Source organism: Stenotrophomonas sp. 86156_Sma (assembly GCF_056481625.1).
The window spans coordinates 464,921-483,943 of sequence record NZ_CM151157.1; the positions used below are offsets into that span (position 1 = coordinate 464,921).

Sequence of the window (19,023 nt, forward strand, 5' to 3'; positions counted from 1 at the left end):
TATGCTGCAAGTATGCAAAGTGCGATACATGCCTCAAATTTGGAGAGGAACAAGCGCATGCCCACGTTAGAACGTAATCAGCCTGTGCCCGGCGAGTTCTATCTGCTCATGCCTGACACGACCCGAAGGGGAAGAGGGCATGGCGTTGAGATCGAGAATGAGGACGCACTGCTGACGCCTCCCAGGCTGATCATCCGCCCCGAAGAAGGCGGTTTCCCTCATCTGGCGCAGAGACCGCGCCTGGTTCTCGATCCAAAGCTGGGGGATCCACCGCAGGACCTCGAAGGAGGAATGAGTGGCTACTGGTTGGTATCAGAGCGCCTCAAGAAGGCCTTTACCGAAATAGATCCCGTTGCCTTTGAGTTCGTGGAGTGTGACTACGTGCTTCCGGACGGCACAGAGGGCCCAACGTACTACCTGTGCGAGGTTGCTCGCGAACTGAATGCCGTCGACGAGGAAGCGTCGAAGTTACGGGTCATCGTTGATGAGGGCTATCCGGGCGGAAGGTTCTACGACCTTCGTGGCGGAGCAAGCTTGGCATTCAAGAGGGACGTAATCGGGGGCAGTCATGTCTTCAGGAGCCCCTACTCCGGCGATCTTGTCTACTGCGATCGCATGTTCCAGGATGCCATACGAGCTGCGGGAATCGGAAGCGAGTGTGAAACGCGCGGCGTTCGGTTCATCGATGCAAGCGATATCTAGGAGAGGCTGGCGCGATAAGGTGTGGACGCCGTACGGAGTCCGGAGCCAAGAGGTCACAATGAAAGAGGGAAACGTCCCGAGTGCCGGTGAGTTCTACCTACTTACGCCAGATACGAGGGGTGGCGGGCGTGGCCGAGGCGTGGTGTTGGAGAACAAGCGGGAAATCACCTTGGCAAGTTATCTCAGCTTGCCACCAGGAAATGGGGGACTTTCCGCATTGAAGGAAACCCCTCGACTGCGGCTTGACAGCAGCTTGGGTGAAATGCCAAGGGATCTTGAAGGAGGCTTTAGAGGCTATTGGCTGGTGTCCGAGCCGCTTCGATGCCTCCTTGATGCGATTGACGGAGCGGGTTTTGAATTCAGACGCAGCGTCGTCACTCTTGAGGATGGATCAGCAGGCGAGGCGCGCTATCTTTGCGAAGTTGTGCGCACGCTGGACGCGATTGGCGAGGAGGCATCCACCGTGGAAGTACTGTCGGATGGCTACCCGAATGGAAAGTTCTACGACATAACGGGCGGCGCTGATCTTGCATTTCGAAAGGATGTAATTGCTGGGGCACACGTCTTCAGGACGCCCTTCACCGCAGATGTCTACTGCGACCGGGTTCTGCGTGATGCCCTGATCGAGTCCGGGTTTGGAGTCCCGCCGGCCACTCGTGGCGTCTGGCTCATGGATGCGGCCAGTCTGTAGTTCGCTGCGTGTGGGGCGGCGTATGCTGGCTTGCTGAGTAGATGCATAACAATGGAATCGTTCTGCGTGCCATTGACCGGGTGTGACTGGGGCCCGTGCTATGGGATGGCTCGGGTATTCCGCGCGAGATGGATCCCAATTTCTTGTTGATCTTCAGGCGAAGCGAGCAATGACTTCGAATCTGACAAAGAAGGGCGAGTTCTTCGAGTTGCGCCCAGACGCCCGACGGCGCGGCAAAGGGCATGGCGTCGTTCTTGAGAACGAGTCTTCCCTGAAGACGCCTCCAAATTTCCTCTTGCGTCCCGATCAGGGGGGCTTCCCGCCTCTGCGCGAGACCCCGCGCTTGGTGTATTACCCAAGCGAAGGGTGGCTACCGGAGGATCTTGAAGCTGGGATGAGCGGCTATTGGCTCGTTTCCGGGCGTCTCCGCGAGGTGATGGCGGCCGTGGACCCAGGAGCTTTTGCGTTCAGGGAGACTGACTATCGACTCGCTGATGGAGCAATGGGTGGCCCCTATTTCCTTTGCGATGTCATCAGAACCATTGATGCCTTGGATGAGGCAGCATCCCAGCTGAAGATCATCGTGAGTGACGACTATGAAGATGGGAAATACTACGATCTGACGGGGGACGTGCGTCTGGCATTCAAGCGGGAGGCCATCGGTGACGCAAACGTGTTCCGCCTCCCCTACTACGAGGGAGTCTTCTGCGACAACATATTCAAGAGCGCAGTAGAAGGCGCCGGCATTGTGACCGCCAGAACATGCAACGGGCTTTGGTTCGAAGACGTTGTGAACTGTTGAGCCAGACGGCCCTCCGAAGATTGAGTAGTGCTGCGGTTTCGAGCCCAATCTTTAATGACAATGCGATTGGGCGTGTTCTGTGGTGACAGAGACCGTAGCCTGCTTTCAGGCTAGGTATACAGGAACGCCTGATGTGCGGCACACCTATCAATCCAAGCGAGGCCAGCAGATGCTGCGATTGGGACGACGGATGGATTCATAGGCTTCTGATTGCTTGCTGTTGATGTTCCGGGTAGAACGGAGGCCAACGGATGCATCACGCCAACAGCGGGAGAAAGCCATGGCTGCTAGTGAAGACAACGTCGGGCTGTTCGATCTGTGCGCTCCGAACAATGTTCGCCTGAGCTCGCTGACACCAGTGGATAACAAGAATGAGTGAGGACGGCATGAATAAAGTTGCCCCCCCTAAAGGTCGCTTCTACGTGCTTAGCCCCGATATGGGCGCACCTGGCCGTGGTCATGGGGTCGAATTGGACAATGAAGAGGAAGTCCCTTGGCCGACCTATATGAGCGAGCCTTCTGAGATGGGCGGGCTTGCATCACTGAGGGTTGTTCCCAAGCTTCGCTTCGATAGCCAAGTGGGTGATATGCCTTTGGATCTGCAAGGCGGATTCAACGGCTATTGGCTGGTTTCTCAACCCCTAAAGCATGTAATGGAGAAAATCGATGCCGAAGGTTTTGCCTTTGCGAAGTGTGCCTTTCAGCTCGAGGACGGTTCAGAAGGTGAGCCCCACTACTTGTGTGAGGTGATAAGAATTCTGGACGCGATTGACGAGAATGCGTCGAGCGTGAAAGTTCTAGATGGCTACCAGAACGGCAAGTACTACAGCCTCTCCGGTGGCGGCAAGTTGTCCTTCAAAGAATCGGAAGTGGCTGATGCGCATGTGTTCATGGATATCCATTCGGGCAGCCGTGTCTACTGTGACAGAGTGCTTCGCGACGCGCTAATTGAGCATGGATTTGGAACGGTGATCAATCCGCGCGGCGTGTGGATTGAAGACGCTGCAGGCTACTAGTTCAACAGCACTTTTCGCCCTCTTGGGAATGGAATCCTATGCCCGCAGAAAGCGTAATTCTACAAAGTCATCATGTCTTTGAGCAGGTGGTGTTCAGGGATCATCCTCTCGTCAAGTAGCTTGCTGGGGCGTGGCGAACGAAAATGAACGAGGAAGTGATGAATAGAGTCGACCCTTCTACAGCTCGCTTCTGTGTGCTCAGCTCTGACATGGGTGCACCGAGTTCGCGCCGTTTCACTGCTGACGTGTGCTGTAATCGGGTTGTGCGGAATGCGCTGATTGAGTCTGGAGTTGGCGTTGCGCCTGCCACCTGTAACGTTTTTCTCACGGAAGTTGGGGAACCTTGTTCGATGGCTGGATAAGAAATCTGCTCCGAACGTTTGAATCTGCGAATCCATTCATTGCTGAAATCGAGGGCTTCTCATGGGAACTGAAAATACGCCAGTGGAAGGTGAGTTCTATCTCCTCCGGCCGGACGTGCGCGGGGGCGGGCGCGGCCACGGAGTGGTGCTGGAGAACGAAAACGAGTTGCCACTACCGGAGCATCTAAGCGAACCACCATCGGCGGGCGGAATTGGCTCCATGAATGAAATCCCTCGATTGCGGTATGACAGCCGGATTGGCGAAATGCCGGAGGATTTGCAGGCGGGCTTCAAGGGCTACTGGCTGGTGTCGGAAGCGCTGAAATCTGCCATGCAGACCATGGATGCAGACGGCTTCTCTTTCATGAAATGTGAGTTCCGGCTCGAAGACAGCTCAGAGGCGGCGCCGCACTACTTGTGCGAAGTGGTCAGAGTGCTGGATGCGATTGACGAGGATGCATCATCGGTGAAGATCCTTACGGACGACTATCCGAATGGGAAGTACTACAGCATTGGCGGCGGGGCCAAGTTTGCATTCCGCAAGAGTGTGATTGGCACGGCGCATGTTTTCAGAACGCCCTATACATCGAATGCTTTCTGTGATCGGGCCATGAGGGACTTCCTGATAGAGAGTGGGTTCGGCCGGCATCCTAATGCGCGCGGAGTTCGTCTGACCGACGCTTCTGACATTTGAAGACCCAGCATCTCCAGGAGTGAGGTAGAAAGGGATGTCAACTGCCAAGACAATTCTCCAGAGCCATCACATCCTGGAGCAGGCGCTGTTCACCAGCAGTCCATTGCTGAAAAAACTGGATCAATTCAACCTGCTGGGCAAGGATACATCGGCCAATCGGCTGTATCTGCCGGTGATAGGTGATCTCGCCGATGATTTGGATACTTCACCCCACAGGGGCCGTACGCGTAGCTCCTACACGGATGGAGTGATGGACTACCTCGAAAGCCTGAGCGAGACTCGAGACGGCCGCGCTGCCCTGGTGAACGACGTTGAGGCACTTCAAAGAGTATCGGCGAGGGTTGAGCGCTTTCGAGACACGCTGAAAGTGGCGCTGATAAACGGCGACGCGTTTGCAACAACGCCGAACGGAATGACCGATGCGGAAGCAAACGCTGTCAATAGGAAGCTGTACTCCCACTTCGCTCAATACGATGTAGATCATGCAGGTCAGATCAATGCGTTGAGACTTATGGGCGGTGTCGAGTCCGAGTGGGCGGCGGTCACCCGTTCTGATTCGAGGGTTTCGCGAGTTATTGATGAAATCTACGGGGCGCCGGGTAACTTGGTGCGCGGATCAAGCAAGGTGGATATGTCAGCTCGTGAAGTCGCGGGCAGAATGGAAATGCGCCTGGCCATATCTGACGCGGTGAGGGCTGGTCGCTTGACAATGTCTGAGTCAACGGCTGCTCAGGTACGTAGGGCGCTGCTGGATGATCTGCCCGAGATCGATGGCGCGGCTCGGGGCTTCTACGATCTGACATCGGGACCGCTCGGGAACTACAAGCCCGTCTCGCAGCGCGGCTTTGTCTCTATGGAGGCGCTCCTCGGCGAAGCCTCCACCAGCCAACTGATCCGCTCCGGCGGCCTGCTCGCCTCCGGCGCCGACGCCGTCATCACCGCCCGCCGCACCTTACAGCTGCTGGAAGCGGGCAACGGCACCGCCGCCCAATCCGAGCTCACCCACGCTCTGGCACGCAACGGCGGTGGCTGGATCGGTGGCATGGCCACGGCATCGGTGATCGGCACGTCCAGCTTCGTCCCTGCGGCCATCGTCGCGGGCGGTGCGCTGCTGATGAGCAAGGCGTTCGACAAGGGCGCCGATCTGCTCGACAACCGCGCCGTCTACTGGCAGACCGACAAGGCCGATGTCACGTGGCAGTTCAATGGCCTGAACTGGCAGCGCCAGGCGGTCATGGACAGCGCGGGCGACGGCCTGGGCAATCCGGCTGAGCGCAGTGTGGGCGCCAGTTACGAGAAGGCCCGCGAGCTGGGCGCATACGCCCACGTAAAAGCGGTAGAGCTGGCGCTGGGCAAGGCGCCGCCGCCGCAGGATCCTTTCAGCATCCCGGCGAAGGACGGCGAGGGCCGTCTGAACAATCCCAACTGGCACCGCGATGCGCAGACCGAGCAGTGGACGCGGCAGGTCAAGATTGGCGTGTCCGGCGTTAATGACAGGGGGGTGTACGAGACGCAGACCGCCACCCCCGAGCGCGCCGACGAGTTGAATCGCGAGGCGGTGCAGCGCATCGAGAACAACATCGCCAACGGCAAGGCCGCCATTGCCGCCAGCTATCTGGAGACCTACGCCGCTACTCGTGCCAGCGACTTCGTGCCGCTGGTGCCGGAGGCGGTGGAGCAGGCCCGTGCCAGGCCCGACGCCGTCCAGGGCTCCGACAGCCATCTTTACCAGCGCGACGAATCAGGGCAGTGGAGCCATGCTGGCCAGATCGCGCAGGGCAACATGGCGCTGGAGTTGGAGCTGACCCGCACCATCCAGCAGCCATCACTCGATCAGTTCAACCAGACCATTGCCGCGTTGGACGCGCGGCCATTGCCGTCTGCGGCGGAAGTGAACCAGAACGAGCTGCGCCACAGCTACTACGCTGCGGGCGTTGCGCTGACCCCGGCGTGGGAGCAGGCGGTTGCGCTGGCCACGGCGCGCACGCGCGAGCAGCACGGCATTACGGGGCCCACATTGCAGGAGCTGGGGCCTGTAGCCGAGGGCAACGCCGGCGCCTCCCGGCCCATCACCCATTACCAGGTAGGCCAGGATGGCGTGGCACGCGCCGTCGCGACCACCAGTACGCAGGAGCTGCAGGCCGCATGGAATGAGGTGCGCGCGCGTGCCAATGAGCAGGCGCCGGTGCCGGACTCGCCCGAGCTACGTATTGCAGCGCTGTCGGCGGGTGAGCAGGAGGCGTACCGGCAGGCACTGCAGGAGGCAAATCGGTTGGGTGCTGCGCAGGTAGATGCAGGACAGGCTGCACGAGCAGCCGCGCAGGTGGCACATGGCGACAAGCCATCCGAGCAGGATGGGAACGTGGAAGTGCGGCCTGAAGAGCCGGCGACTGCGCAACCCATCGCGCCTGCGGCGGTTGCGGCAGCGCCGCCCGCGATAGGGGTCACGCCACCACCTACTCCCGCGCCACAGGACAAGCCCGCGCCTCAGCGGCACGCCGAGCAGCGCGATCCGCCGCGGCGTGAGGTGGAGCCTCAACCTCAGCCCCATCCAAACAACGAGGCGCCCACCGAAAGCCTTACCGCCTCACAGACGCCGGAGCCCACCGGGCCTATGCAGGCGCACCCGGCCGTGCCTGAGCGCGCGACGCCACACGCTGCCGCACCTCTGGCAGCGGCAACGCAGGCGGTGCCCACGCAGCACACAGAGCAGGCATCGGAGCCGGAGCGGATGGCTGCGCCCGAGGTTGCTCCCAGTCCAAAGTTGGACGTGGCAGTACAGGAGGTCGAGTCGGTGCCCTTCAAGGAGCCGTTGCCTGCTGAACCTGCGCGCGATCCGTGGCCTACGGAGGAGGAAGCGGCACAACACGTGCCGGAGCCCGAACCGACTCCATCGGATGACCTCCAGCCCGTCACTGCGGCTGTCACTGTTCCTGCCGAGCCCACGACAGCGCCAGGCCCTGAACCGGCCGCGCCCGCACCGGATGAGGCATCGGGCCCGAACCGGGCGCTGCAGGACCCCACGCAGCCCGGCCACCCCGATCACGCGCTGTATCAGCAGATCCGTGAGGGCGTGGAAGCGCTGGACGCCAAGCACGGCCGCAGCTTCGATGAAGTCAGCGAACGCATGACAGCCAGCCTTCTGGTACTGGCCAAGGACAACGACCTGGAACGGGTGGACCATGTGCTGGTGAGCAACGCTACGAGTGAACATCCGGCTGGGCACACGCTGTTCGTGGTGCAGGGCGAACCGAGCAATCCGGCGCATCAGCGCGCTGCGATGCCGACCGAGCTGGCGGCGCAGACATCGGTGGAGGAATCACTGCAGCAGTTCGACTCTGTCAGCCGCGAAGCGCATCAGCGTGCGCTTGCCAATCAGATGGATCAGCAGCTGGAAGATCAGCGGGTGCAGCACGACATCCAGATTCGTGCGGCCAGCGGGGGATGATCAACGTGTGAGCTGCACTGGGCGACCTGCGATAAGGACCGAAGATGAAGCCACAAGGAAAGCGCCGGATATGCATGCTCGCGGGACTACTCGTTCTTCTGGCTACCGCCTGCCGGCCCGATGCGGCTCGCGACGAAGGCTCGATAGCAGAGGCCCATCGTCCGGATCTGGTGCCGCTTGTGCGAGCCATGCCCACCTCGTCAATGGGTGCGCCATTGACGGTCGAGTTCGATGTGGCTGCTCCCAGCAAAAATTCCTCTCCAACGCTCATGATCGGCATTCGCGTTGACCGCACGGATAACACCGCGGCGTTTGGGGCACTGGCCGATGTTCGGGCGTCCGGGTTCCAGGCGAAGGTTTCCATGCAGCGCCTGGAATCGAGTGGATGGAAGGACGTGCCCTTGCACCGGCTGGAATGGGTCATTGGGGAACCTGCCAGAACAATTCCCATCCCCGCCGATGGTCGAGTGACAAATGCGTGGCTGGACGATGTTGACGTGCTGGCGCTGCAGAATGCTGGGCTGGAACGACCCGATGATAACTATGCACAGCTGGCCTTCGCATGGGCACGCAATCCATCGCCGGGCCGATACCGAGTTGAAGTGCAACTGCATTCGCCTCTGACGCAGCTTGATTCGTATCACCCCGAACTGCTGATTGCCTACCTGCGCAGGCCCAAGTAGCGAAGCAGTCAGCTTCTTGGATTGCTGGCTGGTTCACACATTCAGCATGCCAGTCGTGGCCCCAACTTTGTCCTCCACCTGCCCCCCATCCTACCTATGCCATCATCCAGCCAGGACCGCAGCACCCATCAAGGCTGAACAGGCATGGAGCAGGCAACACGCTACACCGCAACGCTGTACCTGGCCGCCCCCGGCACCCCGCTGAAGAGTGGGGGCATCTCGCCGCGCGGCCACATGTACCTGCAGGTCGCTGCGGGCGACGAGGCCCACAGCTATGGCTTCGCACCACCACGCCACGCGCCGGGCGAAGCCCGCTCCGGCGTGCAGTGCGCGCAGGTGCGCCACGATGATGCCGACGAACATCTGGACCCGTACTACAGCCGCACCCTGGAAATCTCCGAGGAGCACTACGGCTGCCTGCGTGATTTCGCCGAGGAACCGGCCGAGTTCGAATTCGACGTGGATCGCCCGGCCACCATCAACCGCTGCAGCGATTTCGTCTGGGCGGCGCTGCATTACGCGGGCCTGCATCCGCTGCCAGCGCCGCTGGACGGCGGCAGCAACCTGGGCGAGTTCGCGGTGCTGTTCAACCTGCCGGAAATCCAGTGCATTGCTGCGCCGTTCCCGGGCAGCGATCTGAATGCCGAAACCCACCACGCGATGCCCGAGCGCGAGGCCGAACATCATCGCCAGGGCGACCGCGCCAGCGATGAGCCGCCGCCGACGCCGATTGAAGTGGCCGGCACGCTGCTGGACCCCTCGCATCCGGACCATCGCCTGTTCGCGCAGCTGATCCAGAAAGTGGCCGAGCTGGACGCCGCGCATGGCCGCCCGTTCGATGCCGCCAGCCAGCGCATCAGCGCCAGCCTGCTGGTGCTGGCCAAGCAGAACAATCTCTCGCGCGTGGACCACGTGCTGCTCAGCCAGCCGACCAAGAGCAGCCATGCGGCAGAGAGCATCTTCATCGTGCAGGGCGACCGCAACGACCCGGGGCACCGCCGCGCCAGCATCGCCACTGAAGTGGCGGCCAAGACGGATGTGGCCGATTCGCTGCGGTTGAAGGAGCAATGACGCGGCCACTGCGGCGGGGGGCGGTGGTACTGGCGGTGCTGGGCACGCTGGCGGCATGCCGTGCGTCACCAGCGCCTGAGGTTGCGCCGCCCCTGCTGACGCGCGCACAGGCCGAGTCCCGCACGGTTGTGCCGTTCACGCGGGCCGTGCAGTTGCAGAAGGCCGGTCGGATTGCCGAGGTCACGTTTGATTTGCCGGCACCCCAGAAGCCGGCCATTCCGATTCTGAACATCGGGTTGCGGCTGCAGGATGCCGACGCGCGACGGCTGCTGGATGCTTCGGAGAAGATCACTCTCGGGCGTTTGCCAGCGCGGCTGCGCCTGGAGCGTATTGATAGCGGTGCATCTGGTCCTGTGCAGCTCTGGCAGCGTACTCGCGATGGACGCGACTCGCAGAAGATCGCGGATGATGGCGTGGTCACAGACCTGACGACGGGGAGTGTGGACATCAACAGCTTGGCCGAGGCCGGGTTGTACTCCGAAGACGTGCTCTATCGCACGTTGCAGTTGGCGCAGGTCGGAGGCATTACACCCGGGCGCTACCTTCTGCTGGTGGAACTTGTGGAGGATCGGCCCCAGCTGGAAGGCCTGAAAGCAGAACTGATCGTTGGTTATCAATCACTAGGGAAGTAGACATGCACAAGGACGATGCCGAGCGCTACAGCGTAACCATCCATCTGGCGGCCCCCGGTACGCCGCGCTACGGCCGTGATGCTGAGGGAAACAGGTTTCTGCTGGAGCCTTCGTTCGCGGGGCACATGTTCCTGTCGCTGCGCCGTTCGAGTGAACACTTGCCGGAGAGCATTGGTTTCACCCACGCAGGCACCAAGGACGATCCGAACAGGGGCAAAGTCGATGACATGGACGTGTCGGTCTACGACAAGCCCCGCTTCGAGCGCACGATCGAGATCAGCAAGGAGCAGTACGACCGCATCCTGGAATTCTCGGCGGACCCGAAGAAGCACGGTTTCGACATGAACTACGACTTCTTTTCCAACGCCTGCACCGATTTCGCATGGGGTGCCCTGAACCAGGCAGGCCTGCGCCCAGTCGGGCTGGCCGGGGAGATCAGCAACTACGAGGGCGCTACCAAGGTCCTGGACAACATCCGCGCCGTCAATGCCATTCCGCAGCAGGTGAAGGGCAGCGAGCTGGACAGGGTGCAGTGGAACCCGATGCCGAAGCAGACGTTCCGCGAGTGGATGTTCACCGAGAACGGCGAGCAGTGGCGCGGCAACAGCACCCTCGCGGCAAGCGGGTCGCCCGCAGACCCGGCGCACGACGATCATGCCCGCCTCAACCAGATCCACCAGCAGGTGGCCGACCTCGGCGCTTTCGGTGCACGCAACGGCAATGTCAGTGCCAGCCTGCTTGCGCTGGCGAAGGAGCAGCAGTTCTCGCGTGTGGACGAAGTGGTGCTGGGTGAGCAGCGCGGCGATACCGCGCCGAAGCTGTTCATCGTGGAGGGGGACCGCAGTGACCCGGCACACCAGCGCGCCAGCATGCCGGCGGAGCTTGCGGCGCAGGCCCCGGTGGAGGCCTCGTTCGAGCGGGTCGCGCAGTTGCAGCAGGACCCGTCGCATCGCGATATGCAGCGCCTGCAGGAGGAGCGGCAGCTTCAGCAGAGCCACGGCCCACGGATGACATAGCCGGCGGGCAGCACCAAGGTCGCGCGTCTGCCATACGCGGGCAGACGCACGCCACGCCCCCCCACCTGCTACCATTCCCCCGCAACCCCAGCCAGCCCACCCCGCGCAGACAGATGCGGGGCGGGCCGTCGCAGTACGGCCCAGCGAGCCAGGACACCTTCCCGTGCCCATTCAAGGACGCTCGCATGTTCCGTAATCCTCTCTTCCGCTCGGCCGCCCTGGCCGTTGCCGTTTCGCTCAGCCTCGGCGCGCCCTCCGCATTCGCCGACAACGCACCTGCCGCCAGCGCCACCACCGCGGTGCAGCGCCAGGCCGTGGCCAAGGGCCTGTACGAGCTGGCCTACAGCCCGAAGCAGAACGCCGTGTTCGTGGCCTCGTCCGGTGGCTTCGGCGATGACGCCGGCCCGGCCCAGGTGCTGCGCCTGAACCCGGCCACGCTGGCCGTGGAAACCCGCATCCCGCTGGAGCGCAAGGCGTTCGGTGTGGTGCTGGATGACGCCCACAACCGCCTGTACGTGGGCAACACCGTGGACCTGTCGGTGACGGTGGTCGACACCGCGCAGAACAAGGCCGTCGGCACCATCCAGCTGATGGAGAAGAAGACCGGCAAGGATGGCAAGGCTGCCTACACCCACGACCTGCGCGAACTGGTGGTCGACAGCGCGGCCAACCGCCTGTACGTGACCGGCCACAGCAGCCAGCCGGACGTGAGCAGCGTGCTGTTCGTGATCGATACCACCACGCTGAAGGTGATCAACACCATCGACGGCCTGGGCAATGCCAAGGCACCGGGCCTGGCGCTGGATGCGGCCAACAAGCGCGTCTACACCAGCAACCTGCTGGCCGATCTGGTGGTGGTGGGCACCGATTCGAACAAGGTGGTGGCGCAGCACAAGATTGCCGCCGAGCAGCCGATGAACATTGCGCTGGACCCGGCCGGCAAGCGCCTGTTCGTGACCGATCAGGGCTCGGAATTCCTGCGTGGTTACCAGGCCAAGAGCAGCGGCCTGGTCAGCAAGCACCCGGGTCAGCGCGTGCTGGTGCTCGACCGCAGCACCGGCAAGGAACTGGCCAGCATCCCGACCGACGCCGGCCCGCTGGGCATCCTGCTGGATGCGCCGCGCAAGCGCCTGTACGTGACCAACCGCGAAGCCGGTACGGTGACCGCCTACAACAGTGACAGCTACCAGAAGGTGGCCACCTACACGGTGCCGACCCACCCGAACAGCCTGGCGCTGGATGCGAAGAACAACGTGCTGTTCGTGAGCATCAAGAACGGCGAGAAGGATGACAAGGGCGCTGACGAGAGTGTGGCGCGGATTCAGTTGTAACCGGCTACGCGGCCGCCCGTGCGTCTGGCACGGGCGGCCCTGCTCGGATCAGGGCATCAGCTTCCTTATGCCCCGGGTGACTTCTCGGTGTCTGTTTCCCGCGGGCACGGGTTGAACTCGGTAACCTGGTCCATGGGGATGCGATGGATGGTCCTGCTGTCGTCATCCTTCAAGCGTACAAGCAGCACGGAACTGGTCGAGTAGACAACGTTGACCGGATTGGTAGCGGCACCATCACCGATCAGGAGCTTGCGGGATGCGCTGTCACGCGATCGCAGATCCAGCGTCATGCAGCCGCGGGATTTTCCGCTTGGCGGATTGACAACCTGCGAGGCCAGGTATGCACCGGTCGAAGGGAAGAGCATGGCCACGGTGACCATGATCGAGGCGAACGAGAGTGCAAGTACACCAACGCCGTATCGTCCACTCAGTTCATCGACCACTCTGATGACGATGGACTGGAATATGCCCAATGCTACTGCGGCCGTGAGCAGGCACATGCCAATCACCAGATCACTTTCCCTGGAGACCAGGCCGAGCATGAGCCGCATGATCGTGTTGATGGACAGCAGTTGCATGAGCCCCATGCCCAGCAGGAAGTAGCTATCCAAGGAAAGCCATTTCTGCTTCCTGTCATCGGGCTTCGCCCAGCGGGAAAATAGAACGAAGATCAGCAGGCAGCCAATCGTACTGAACCACAGTGCTGCATCTGAAATCTCGGTGTAGAAGGATGCGACATAGATTCCGCTGAAATGCAGTACGCCCGGAGTGATCAGCGCAAGGCTCCAGCGCCAGAGCGTCCTGTTCCGGCTCGCCGGATCGTCCGGCAGCAGTTTGATTCCCTGGCCTGGGATATACGAGAACCGATTGGGTGACAGTACGATGGGGGAAAGCAACATGACGGCCAGGGCAAGGACGCGCAGCCCGGTCACCGCAAGCATCATGGGGAGTGCGGAAACGGCATCGGACGAAAGCAGGCTGAGAGGCAGCTCTTCCCTGACGGCGTAGTAGAGGATGCCTGCGCTGGGCAGAAGTACGGCAATCGACGCAATAAGAACCGGATGGCGCTCGATCCAGGCCAGCACCGGGCGAAGTTCTGCGACGACATTGTCAATGAAGATCACGAGCTCGGAATGACGCTTGTTCATCAATCTCTCTTTTGGGGGTTCCATCATCCTGATCTGTGTTCCCTCGCTGTCCGGTGAGGGGATTGCCTGCTGTCGACCGCTGAGGTCGTCCGGGTTTCGACAGGAGTAAAGGTCTACCTCGTGTCACGTACTTCGTGGTTGTCACGTACCCAGCATCCCAGGCCATACAGCGCGAGCCCGTACACCACGGTGGCACCGATGATTCTGAACATGGCGTTCCTCGTCAGGTGATGGAAGGAAAGGAGGCCCAGCACCTGCGTGGCCTCCCCGGAGAGGAATATGCGGATTCCTCCGACAATCTGTGTCGCAGTGCGATGTGTCGTCGCAATCGGCCACGAAAAGTTCGCAATAGGCCTAAAGTTTTCGGAAGTGCTGTCGATGATCCGGGGGATCAGGCGTTACGACATGGTTTGTCGCTATGTACGCCGAAGATGGATCTCCCAGCCAAACCCGCCGGCGAAGCATGCCTGGGTATTGGCCCACAGCTGGATGCTTTGCGTCACGGAGGAAAACGCAATGGAACCCAATGCAAATGCAGATGACAGTGCCCGCGAAACGTCGGGCAGGCAGATCCTGGACGCAGCGACGACGATGTCAACGCTGGAGACTGTCCAACGCTATGGCAATGCTAATGCCGAATACATCAAAGGGTATACCGGAAGAGACGAACTGACCGGTCAGACATTTACCCATGGCCTGAAGAAGATCTCCGGGTACAAGCTTGATCCGGTACGTCCGGAAAACAGCATTGCCCAGCAGGCCGGCTATGCGGCTGAGGTCGCAGCGACCAGTCGTGACAATGCCGAGGCCATCATCAGTGGGTCACCCGTTCGCACGGTGCGCAGTGATGACCATCCCCAGTACCGGCGGAACGATGATCGCGTTGACCGGGTAAGGGTGCTGGATGGCCAGATCATTGAAGGCAGCCAGTCACAGATGAAGTTCGTGGGCAACCGTGACCGGCTCCTTGAGAAGATCGCTGCGCCCGATGGAGAGTTCTCGCGCTATCGTGGGCTGAAGTTGGAGCTGCCCTCGGAGCAGTACGTCGATGCCGAGGCATATTGCCGGGCGCAGGCAGCAGATCTGCGCCGCCAAGCGGACGTGGTCGACGCGAGGGGCAAGCCTGAGGTAGCACTGCATCTTCGTGCGAAGGCAGACAACTACGAGCAGCTGGCCGGCAATCTTCTGGATACGGGGCTGACCAGTGACGATGCGAAGTTCTATCGCACCCACCCGCTGATGGCTACGGTGCGCGATATCGCGCATACCAGCCACAGGGCAGGTCTTAAAGGCGCGCGCGGGGCGTTCATGGTTGGCGCGGCGATCAGCATGGCGACCAATGCCTATGCGGTGGCAACCGAGCGCAGGGGGATGATTGATGCGGGCCGCGCAGTCCTGGTGGATGGTGCCGTCTCTGCCGGCATGGGCTACGCAACGGCTGCGTCCGGGGCCGCATTGACCGCAGTGATGCAGCAGTCAGGCCGACAGAGCCTGCAGGTCCTTTCCCGTACAGCCGCTCCGGCCATGGTGGTCGACGTCTGCGTGACCATGACCGGCTGCATACGCCGCTACGCCAGGGGTGAGATCGACGGCGTCCAGTTCCTGGATGAGATCGGTGAGAAGGGTTCCGGCATGATGGCTTCGGCCATGATGGCGGCATTGGGCCAGATCGCGATTCCGGTCCCGGTGGTTGGCGCCGCCATCGGCGGGATGATTGGCTGCACGCTTTCATCGATCTTCTATCGGGAAACGTTGGAGGCGGCCCGGAGTGCAGATCTGGCTGCCGAGAGGCTGGCCTTGGCAATCGAGCTCAATGAAGCTGCCCGTGAAGAAATTCTGGCGCAGCGTTTGGCGCTGGCGCAGTTCATTGCGGCCGAGCTTCCAGTGCTGAATGACGAGACGGCCCAGTTGCTGTGTGCACTCGATACCACCCAGCCAGAGATTGACGCCGATGGATTCGCGGCTGCAATCAACCGCTTTGCGCTTCTGCTGGGCAGCCGCCTGCAGTTTGCTTCGCTGCAGGAATTTGAGCTGTTCATGAATGGTGACGAGCCGCTTCGGCTTTGACCAGTCGAACCATTTCTGGTCGTGGCCTTCCGGGCAGGTTGGCCACGCCGGCTTCCGTGTGTGATCCCAGGACCTTGGAGATACGATGTTCCTTTATCTGCTTCCAGACACCGAGCAGGCAACCTTCCTGAAGGTTGCGCGCCTGCTGAGCGTGAGTGACAACCCGATGCTGTGGGACGGAAAGACCCACGAAGAAGTGACTGGCGATACCAACCTGAGCAAGGTTTCGCTGGATGAATCCGAACACGAACGTGCGATCTTCGACAGCTTTTCCCGTGAGTGCGGCAAGGTATATCGGTCCGACGGGGTGACGAAGGAACTGTTGACGCGCCTGCAGACGATGCCGCTGGTGCGCCAGAGCGACCCGGTGGAGCGGGCGCGGGTGGCGTGCGAGGTGCTCGACTCGCTGATCGACAAGGCCATGGTCGAAGCCGCGCAGCCGGCCGTACCGAAGGTGATGCTGTATGAGTTGATGCTGCTTGCACTGGCCGACGGTGAAGTGTCGAGTGTCGAGGAAGCACAGCTGCGTCGCCTGGCCGATATCTTCGGTATTGACGACTACATCTACAACGACCTGCTTGAGCGCGCGGAAAGTATCAATCGCGAGGCCAGTCGTACCGTTGCCATCATTCTTGAGTAAAAGGAGTTACCCATGATTCCAATCGTAGTCGGGGCCGCGATGGCGGCCAGCGCGCTGTATGGCATCTACAAGGGCGGCAAGGCCGTGGTCGATCACAAGGATGCCGGCATCGCCAACGCCGATGCAAAAGGGCTGATCGAGAAGGGCTCGTCGTTGCTGGAGACGCAGCGCAAGCGTACCAACACGGTGCTTGAGGACTATGGTGCACGCAAACTGCGTGCTTTCAATGGGGGGATCGCAGACTTCATCGATGCATTTGGCCAGCTCAAGAACGTTGAGGGGATCGGCTCACCCGAACTGGACAAGCTGGTGCAGGGCGATTTCACCACGGCGTCGCTGGAAGGCCTGAAGCGGGACTACCAGTTGCTGATGGACTCGGGCCTGGGCCTGGGCGCCGGGCTGGGAAGTGGCGCCGCGTTGGCATTTGGTGCGTACAACGGGACGATGCTGCTGGCCAGTGCCAGCACCGGCACTGCCATTTCGACCCTCAGCGGTGTTGCAGCAACCAACGCAACGCTGGCGTGGCTGGGCGGCGGTTCGTTGGCTGCGGGCGGATTCGGAATGGCTGGCGGCACCCTGGTGCTGGGTGGCCTAGTTGCCGGTCCTGCGCTGGCGATCTTTGGCTACGTGGTGGGCAGCAAGGCTGAAGCCGCGCTGGCCGATGCACGCCGTAACAAAGAGGTTGCTCGAACCCATTACGACGAGGCCGTGTTGGCCGCCGAACAGTTGGCAGCGGTCGAGGCCGTTACAACGCTCGCCAACAGGACGTTCTCCAAGCTGTGCATGTCGCTGCGTCGTGGTGTAGCCGATATCCGTGATGTCATCCGGGAGCACGGCTGCGATTTCAGTAGTTTCCCCCAGCAGGCGCGGGAGCGGGTTTTCCGTGCCGTGAAGATTGCCCAGCTGATCAAGGTGATGATCGATACCCCGATCCTGGATGACGCAGGAGCGCTGGTGCTTTCGACCGAGAAGACCGTGGCCGATGTGGATGCGGCGATGGTGGTGATGAAGGGCGAGGAGCCCGCCAAGGCGGCTTGACGATGGGCAGAGCCCCACGCCGTTCTGGTGGGGCTCTTGTTGCCTGTCGGCTCTGGAAGGGAAGATTGATATGAAGATCCGTTCGAACGACACGTTGATGCGGCAGTGGGAGATGCTGCGCATGATCCCGCGCGCTCCGCGCAGGATATCCGTCAGGCAGATACTGGAGAATCTGGAGCCGCTGGGCTTTAGGACCAGCAGTCGCACCATTGAACGGGACCTCCAGAACCTGTCCACGCGGTTCCAGCTCATTGCCGACGACAGTGAAAGGCCCTTTGGCTGGAGTTGGTCCAGGGAAGCGAACTTCGCCTTCACGCCCAGGCTGTCGATTTCGCAGAGCGTTGCACTGCTGCTTTCGCATGCACATCTGCGTCAGCTGCTCCCGGCAACGGCCATGAATGAGCTGATGCCCGTGTTCGACATGGCGCGGGCGGAAGTCTCGACGTCGGGCTGGGGGGAGTGGGCCAGCAGGACCGCGATCCTGCCCATGGGCCCGAACCTGCTCGCCCCCGAGGTGGAAACGGCCGTACAGGTGGATGTCCACAGGGCATTGGCATCCCGACGCTGCCTGTCAGGCTGGTACCGCAGCAAAGGCAAGGACGAGCCGAAGGAGATGATCATGCATCCTCTGGGGCTGCTGATGCGCGGTTCTGCGCAGTACCTTGTCTGCATGCTGCGGGACTATACGGACATCCGCCACCTGGCGTTGCATCGCCTGAGTGGAACCCGGGTGCTGGAGATGGAGGCAAGGAGCCTGCCGGACTTCGACTTCCAGCGCTATGCGACGACCACCGCCACCGCGTTCCAGGGGCAAGGACGCATCGTGCTGGAGGCGCGCTTCCGGGCGCAGGCTGCGGAGCATCTCAGGGAAACGCCCCTGTCGAATGATCAGACGATCAGTGATCTGGGTGACGGCTGGATCCGGCTGCGCGCTACGGTGGAGGACGACCAGACCTTGCGTTGGTGGCTGATGGGCTTCGGGGGCAACGTACGGGTCGAGTCCCCATCTCACCTGTGCGACGCCATCGGCGCGGAGTTGGCTCAGGCAGCAAGCTACTACGCCCGCGATCTGGAGGAGACCGTGGGCTGAATGGTCTTGGTCAGGGCGAGTGAACAGTCGCCGACGGGTTCATTTCTTTGCCGGCCGATGGTCATAGCTGATCACCCGCTCGGCCAACCAGCGCCCGTCCACGCGGTGCCAGATCTGGATGAAGCGGGCCTGTCCCACCCAGCGCTCCACGCCGTCCTTGCCGCGTTCATGGAAGCGGTGGTCGCCGATCTCCAGCGCCCGCTCGGCGTGCAAGGGGAACACCTGCAGCGAAGGTTCCACCAGCTCACGGCGCAGGCTCCAGCCGCCCTTGCGCGCATTGCTGCACATGTTGGCCACGCTGCGGCGGAAGTCCTCGCGGCTGCTGGCAGACTTGCCGTCCTTGTCATGGAAGAACTCCATGTCTTCGGTGGTCATCGCGGCGGCCTTGTCGGCGTCGCAGGCCTCGAAGGCCACAGCAAAGAGCTGGGTGTCGGCCTGGCGGATCTGTTGGCGCAGGTCATCGGCGGGCGACGGTGCGGCAGCGAGACCGGCGGCGAGCAGGGGCAGGGTGAGCAGCAGCATGGCGAAACTCCCGGGGATGGTTCACGCAGGCTCGCATGGCGTTTGGGCCGCTGCAGCCGGCGTCCGATGA

The 19,023-nt window shown here is 61.7% G+C and carries 17 protein-coding genes; 15 read left to right on the forward strand and 2 right to left on the reverse strand.

The annotated features are described in order from the left end of the window. The first annotated feature begins 57 nt into the window (after positions 1–57). The 11 genes from ACZK33_RS02080 (at position 58) to ACZK33_RS02130 (ending at position 12,448) form a co-directional block, all read left to right on the forward strand. Positions 58–702: a DUF1629 domain-containing protein gene (locus ACZK33_RS02080; protein WP_423174647.1), complete on the forward strand. Its 645-nt coding sequence runs from the start codon at positions 58–60 to the stop codon at positions 700–702. Positions 703–760: 58 nt separating this feature from the next. After that, positions 761–1,393 carry an imm11 family protein gene (locus tag ACZK33_RS02085; protein WP_423174646.1) on the forward strand — a complete coding sequence of 211 codons (633 nt, stop codon included), beginning with the start codon at positions 761–763 and terminating at the stop codon, positions 1,391–1,393. Positions 1,394–1,562: 169 nt separating this feature from the next. Further along, positions 1,563–2,195 carry a DUF1629 domain-containing protein gene (locus ACZK33_RS02090; RefSeq protein ID WP_423174645.1) on the forward strand — a complete coding sequence of 211 codons (633 nt, stop codon included), beginning with the start codon at positions 1,563–1,565 and terminating at the stop codon, positions 2,193–2,195. A gap of 371 nt (positions 2,196–2,566) precedes the next feature. Then, complete coding sequence (locus ACZK33_RS02095; protein WP_423174644.1) at positions 2,567–3,211, forward strand: imm11 family protein; 645 nt, start codon at positions 2,567–2,569, stop codon at positions 3,209–3,211. 423 nt (positions 3,212–3,634) lie between these two features. Continuing rightward, complete coding sequence (locus ACZK33_RS02100; RefSeq protein ID WP_329811132.1) at positions 3,635–4,267, forward strand: imm11 family protein; 633 nt, start codon at positions 3,635–3,637, stop codon at positions 4,265–4,267. Between the two features lie 34 nt (positions 4,268–4,301). Then, positions 4,302–7,715, forward strand: coding sequence for an XVIPCD domain-containing protein (locus ACZK33_RS02105; RefSeq protein ID WP_423174643.1), 3,414 nt, complete (start codon positions 4,302–4,304; stop codon positions 7,713–7,715). Positions 7,716–7,759: 44 nt separating this feature from the next. Continuing rightward, positions 7,760–8,398, forward strand: a complete 639-nt coding sequence (locus ACZK33_RS02110) for a hypothetical protein (RefSeq protein ID WP_423174642.1) — start codon at positions 7,760–7,762, stop codon at positions 8,396–8,398. A gap of 144 nt (positions 8,399–8,542) precedes the next feature. Further along, complete coding sequence (locus ACZK33_RS02115) at positions 8,543–9,469, forward strand: XVIPCD domain-containing protein (RefSeq protein WP_423174641.1); 927 nt, start codon at positions 8,543–8,545, stop codon at positions 9,467–9,469. Continuing rightward, the gene (locus ACZK33_RS02120; RefSeq protein WP_423174640.1) at positions 9,466–10,101 is read left to right on the forward strand and encodes a hypothetical protein; all 636 of its coding nucleotides are present in this window, start codon (positions 9,466–9,468) and stop codon (positions 10,099–10,101) included. The genes ACZK33_RS02115 and ACZK33_RS02120 overlap by 4 nt, the downstream gene beginning before the upstream one ends. Before the next feature lie 2 nt (positions 10,102–10,103). Next, complete coding sequence (locus ACZK33_RS02125; RefSeq protein ID WP_423174639.1) at positions 10,104–11,117, forward strand: XVIPCD domain-containing protein; 1,014 nt, start codon at positions 10,104–10,106, stop codon at positions 11,115–11,117. Between the two features lie 185 nt (positions 11,118–11,302). Continuing rightward, entirely contained in the window at positions 11,303–12,448 is a 1,146-nt protein-coding gene (locus tag ACZK33_RS02130) for a YncE family protein (protein ID WP_099604897.1), read from the forward strand. Between the two features lie 65 nt (positions 12,449–12,513). On the opposite strand, the gene ACZK33_RS02135 is transcribed toward ACZK33_RS02130, so the two are convergent. Beyond that, on the reverse strand, positions 12,514–13,596 hold the full coding sequence (locus tag ACZK33_RS02135) for a hypothetical protein (RefSeq protein ID WP_423174638.1): 1,083 nt from the start codon (positions 13,594–13,596) through the stop codon (positions 12,514–12,516). A gap of 516 nt (positions 13,597–14,112) precedes the next feature. On the opposite strand from ACZK33_RS02135, the gene ACZK33_RS02140 reads away from it, so the two are divergent. The 4 genes from ACZK33_RS02140 to ACZK33_RS02155 all read left to right on the forward strand — a co-directional run bounded on the left by ACZK33_RS02140 (position 14,113) and on the right by ACZK33_RS02155 (position 18,431). Then, on the forward strand, positions 14,113–15,663 hold the full coding sequence (locus ACZK33_RS02140) for a hypothetical protein (protein ID WP_423174637.1): 1,551 nt from the start codon (positions 14,113–14,115) through the stop codon (positions 15,661–15,663). A gap of 85 nt (positions 15,664–15,748) precedes the next feature. Further along, positions 15,749–16,303, forward strand: a complete 555-nt coding sequence (locus ACZK33_RS02145; protein ID WP_033833675.1) for a tellurite resistance TerB family protein — start codon at positions 15,749–15,751, stop codon at positions 16,301–16,303. 12 nt (positions 16,304–16,315) lie between these two features. Then, on the forward strand, positions 16,316–17,341 hold the full coding sequence (locus tag ACZK33_RS02150) for a hypothetical protein (protein WP_049399110.1): 1,026 nt from the start codon (positions 16,316–16,318) through the stop codon (positions 17,339–17,341). A gap of 70 nt (positions 17,342–17,411) precedes the next feature. Then, the gene (locus tag ACZK33_RS02155) at positions 17,412–18,431 is read left to right on the forward strand and encodes a helix-turn-helix transcriptional regulator (RefSeq protein ID WP_423174636.1); all 1,020 of its coding nucleotides are present in this window, start codon (positions 17,412–17,414) and stop codon (positions 18,429–18,431) included. Positions 18,432–18,470: 39 nt separating this feature from the next. Here ACZK33_RS02155 and ACZK33_RS02160 read toward each other — a convergent pair whose 3' ends face one another. Beyond that, the gene (locus ACZK33_RS02160; RefSeq protein ID WP_423174635.1) at positions 18,471–18,953 is read right to left on the reverse strand and encodes a nuclear transport factor 2 family protein; all 483 of its coding nucleotides are present in this window, start codon (positions 18,951–18,953) and stop codon (positions 18,471–18,473) included. Positions 18,954–19,023 lie beyond the last annotated feature (70 nt).

Coding starts and splice junctions, on each gene's coding strand:
- ACZK33_RS02080 (WP_423174647.1), top strand. CDS start 58: ATGCCCACGTTAGAACGTAATCAGCCTGTGCCCGGCGAGTTCTATCTG.
- ACZK33_RS02085 (WP_423174646.1), top strand. CDS start 761: ATGAAAGAGGGAAACGTCCCGAGTGCCGGTGAGTTCTACCTACTTACG.
- ACZK33_RS02090 (WP_423174645.1), top strand. CDS start 1,563: ATGACTTCGAATCTGACAAAGAAGGGCGAGTTCTTCGAGTTGCGCCCA.
- ACZK33_RS02095 (WP_423174644.1), top strand. CDS start 2,567: ATGAGTGAGGACGGCATGAATAAAGTTGCCCCCCCTAAAGGTCGCTTC.
- ACZK33_RS02100 (WP_329811132.1), top strand. CDS start 3,635: ATGGGAACTGAAAATACGCCAGTGGAAGGTGAGTTCTATCTCCTCCGG.
- ACZK33_RS02105 (WP_423174643.1), top strand. CDS start 4,302: ATGTCAACTGCCAAGACAATTCTCCAGAGCCATCACATCCTGGAGCAG.
- ACZK33_RS02110 (WP_423174642.1), top strand. CDS start 7,760: ATGAAGCCACAAGGAAAGCGCCGGATATGCATGCTCGCGGGACTACTC.
- ACZK33_RS02115 (WP_423174641.1), top strand. CDS start 8,543: ATGGAGCAGGCAACACGCTACACCGCAACGCTGTACCTGGCCGCCCCC.
- ACZK33_RS02120 (WP_423174640.1), top strand. CDS start 9,466: ATGACGCGGCCACTGCGGCGGGGGGCGGTGGTACTGGCGGTGCTGGGC.
- ACZK33_RS02125 (WP_423174639.1), top strand. CDS start 10,104: ATGCACAAGGACGATGCCGAGCGCTACAGCGTAACCATCCATCTGGCG.
- ACZK33_RS02130 (WP_099604897.1), top strand. CDS start 11,303: ATGTTCCGTAATCCTCTCTTCCGCTCGGCCGCCCTGGCCGTTGCCGTT.
- ACZK33_RS02135 (WP_423174638.1), bottom strand. CDS start 13,596: ATGAACAAGCGTCATTCCGAGCTCGTGATCTTCATTGACAATGTCGTC.
- ACZK33_RS02140 (WP_423174637.1), top strand. CDS start 14,113: ATGGAACCCAATGCAAATGCAGATGACAGTGCCCGCGAAACGTCGGGC.
- ACZK33_RS02145 (WP_033833675.1), top strand. CDS start 15,749: ATGTTCCTTTATCTGCTTCCAGACACCGAGCAGGCAACCTTCCTGAAG.
- ACZK33_RS02150 (WP_049399110.1), top strand. CDS start 16,316: ATGATTCCAATCGTAGTCGGGGCCGCGATGGCGGCCAGCGCGCTGTAT.
- ACZK33_RS02155 (WP_423174636.1), top strand. CDS start 17,412: ATGAAGATCCGTTCGAACGACACGTTGATGCGGCAGTGGGAGATGCTG.
- ACZK33_RS02160 (WP_423174635.1), bottom strand. CDS start 18,953: ATGCTGCTGCTCACCCTGCCCCTGCTCGCCGCCGGTCTCGCTGCCGCA.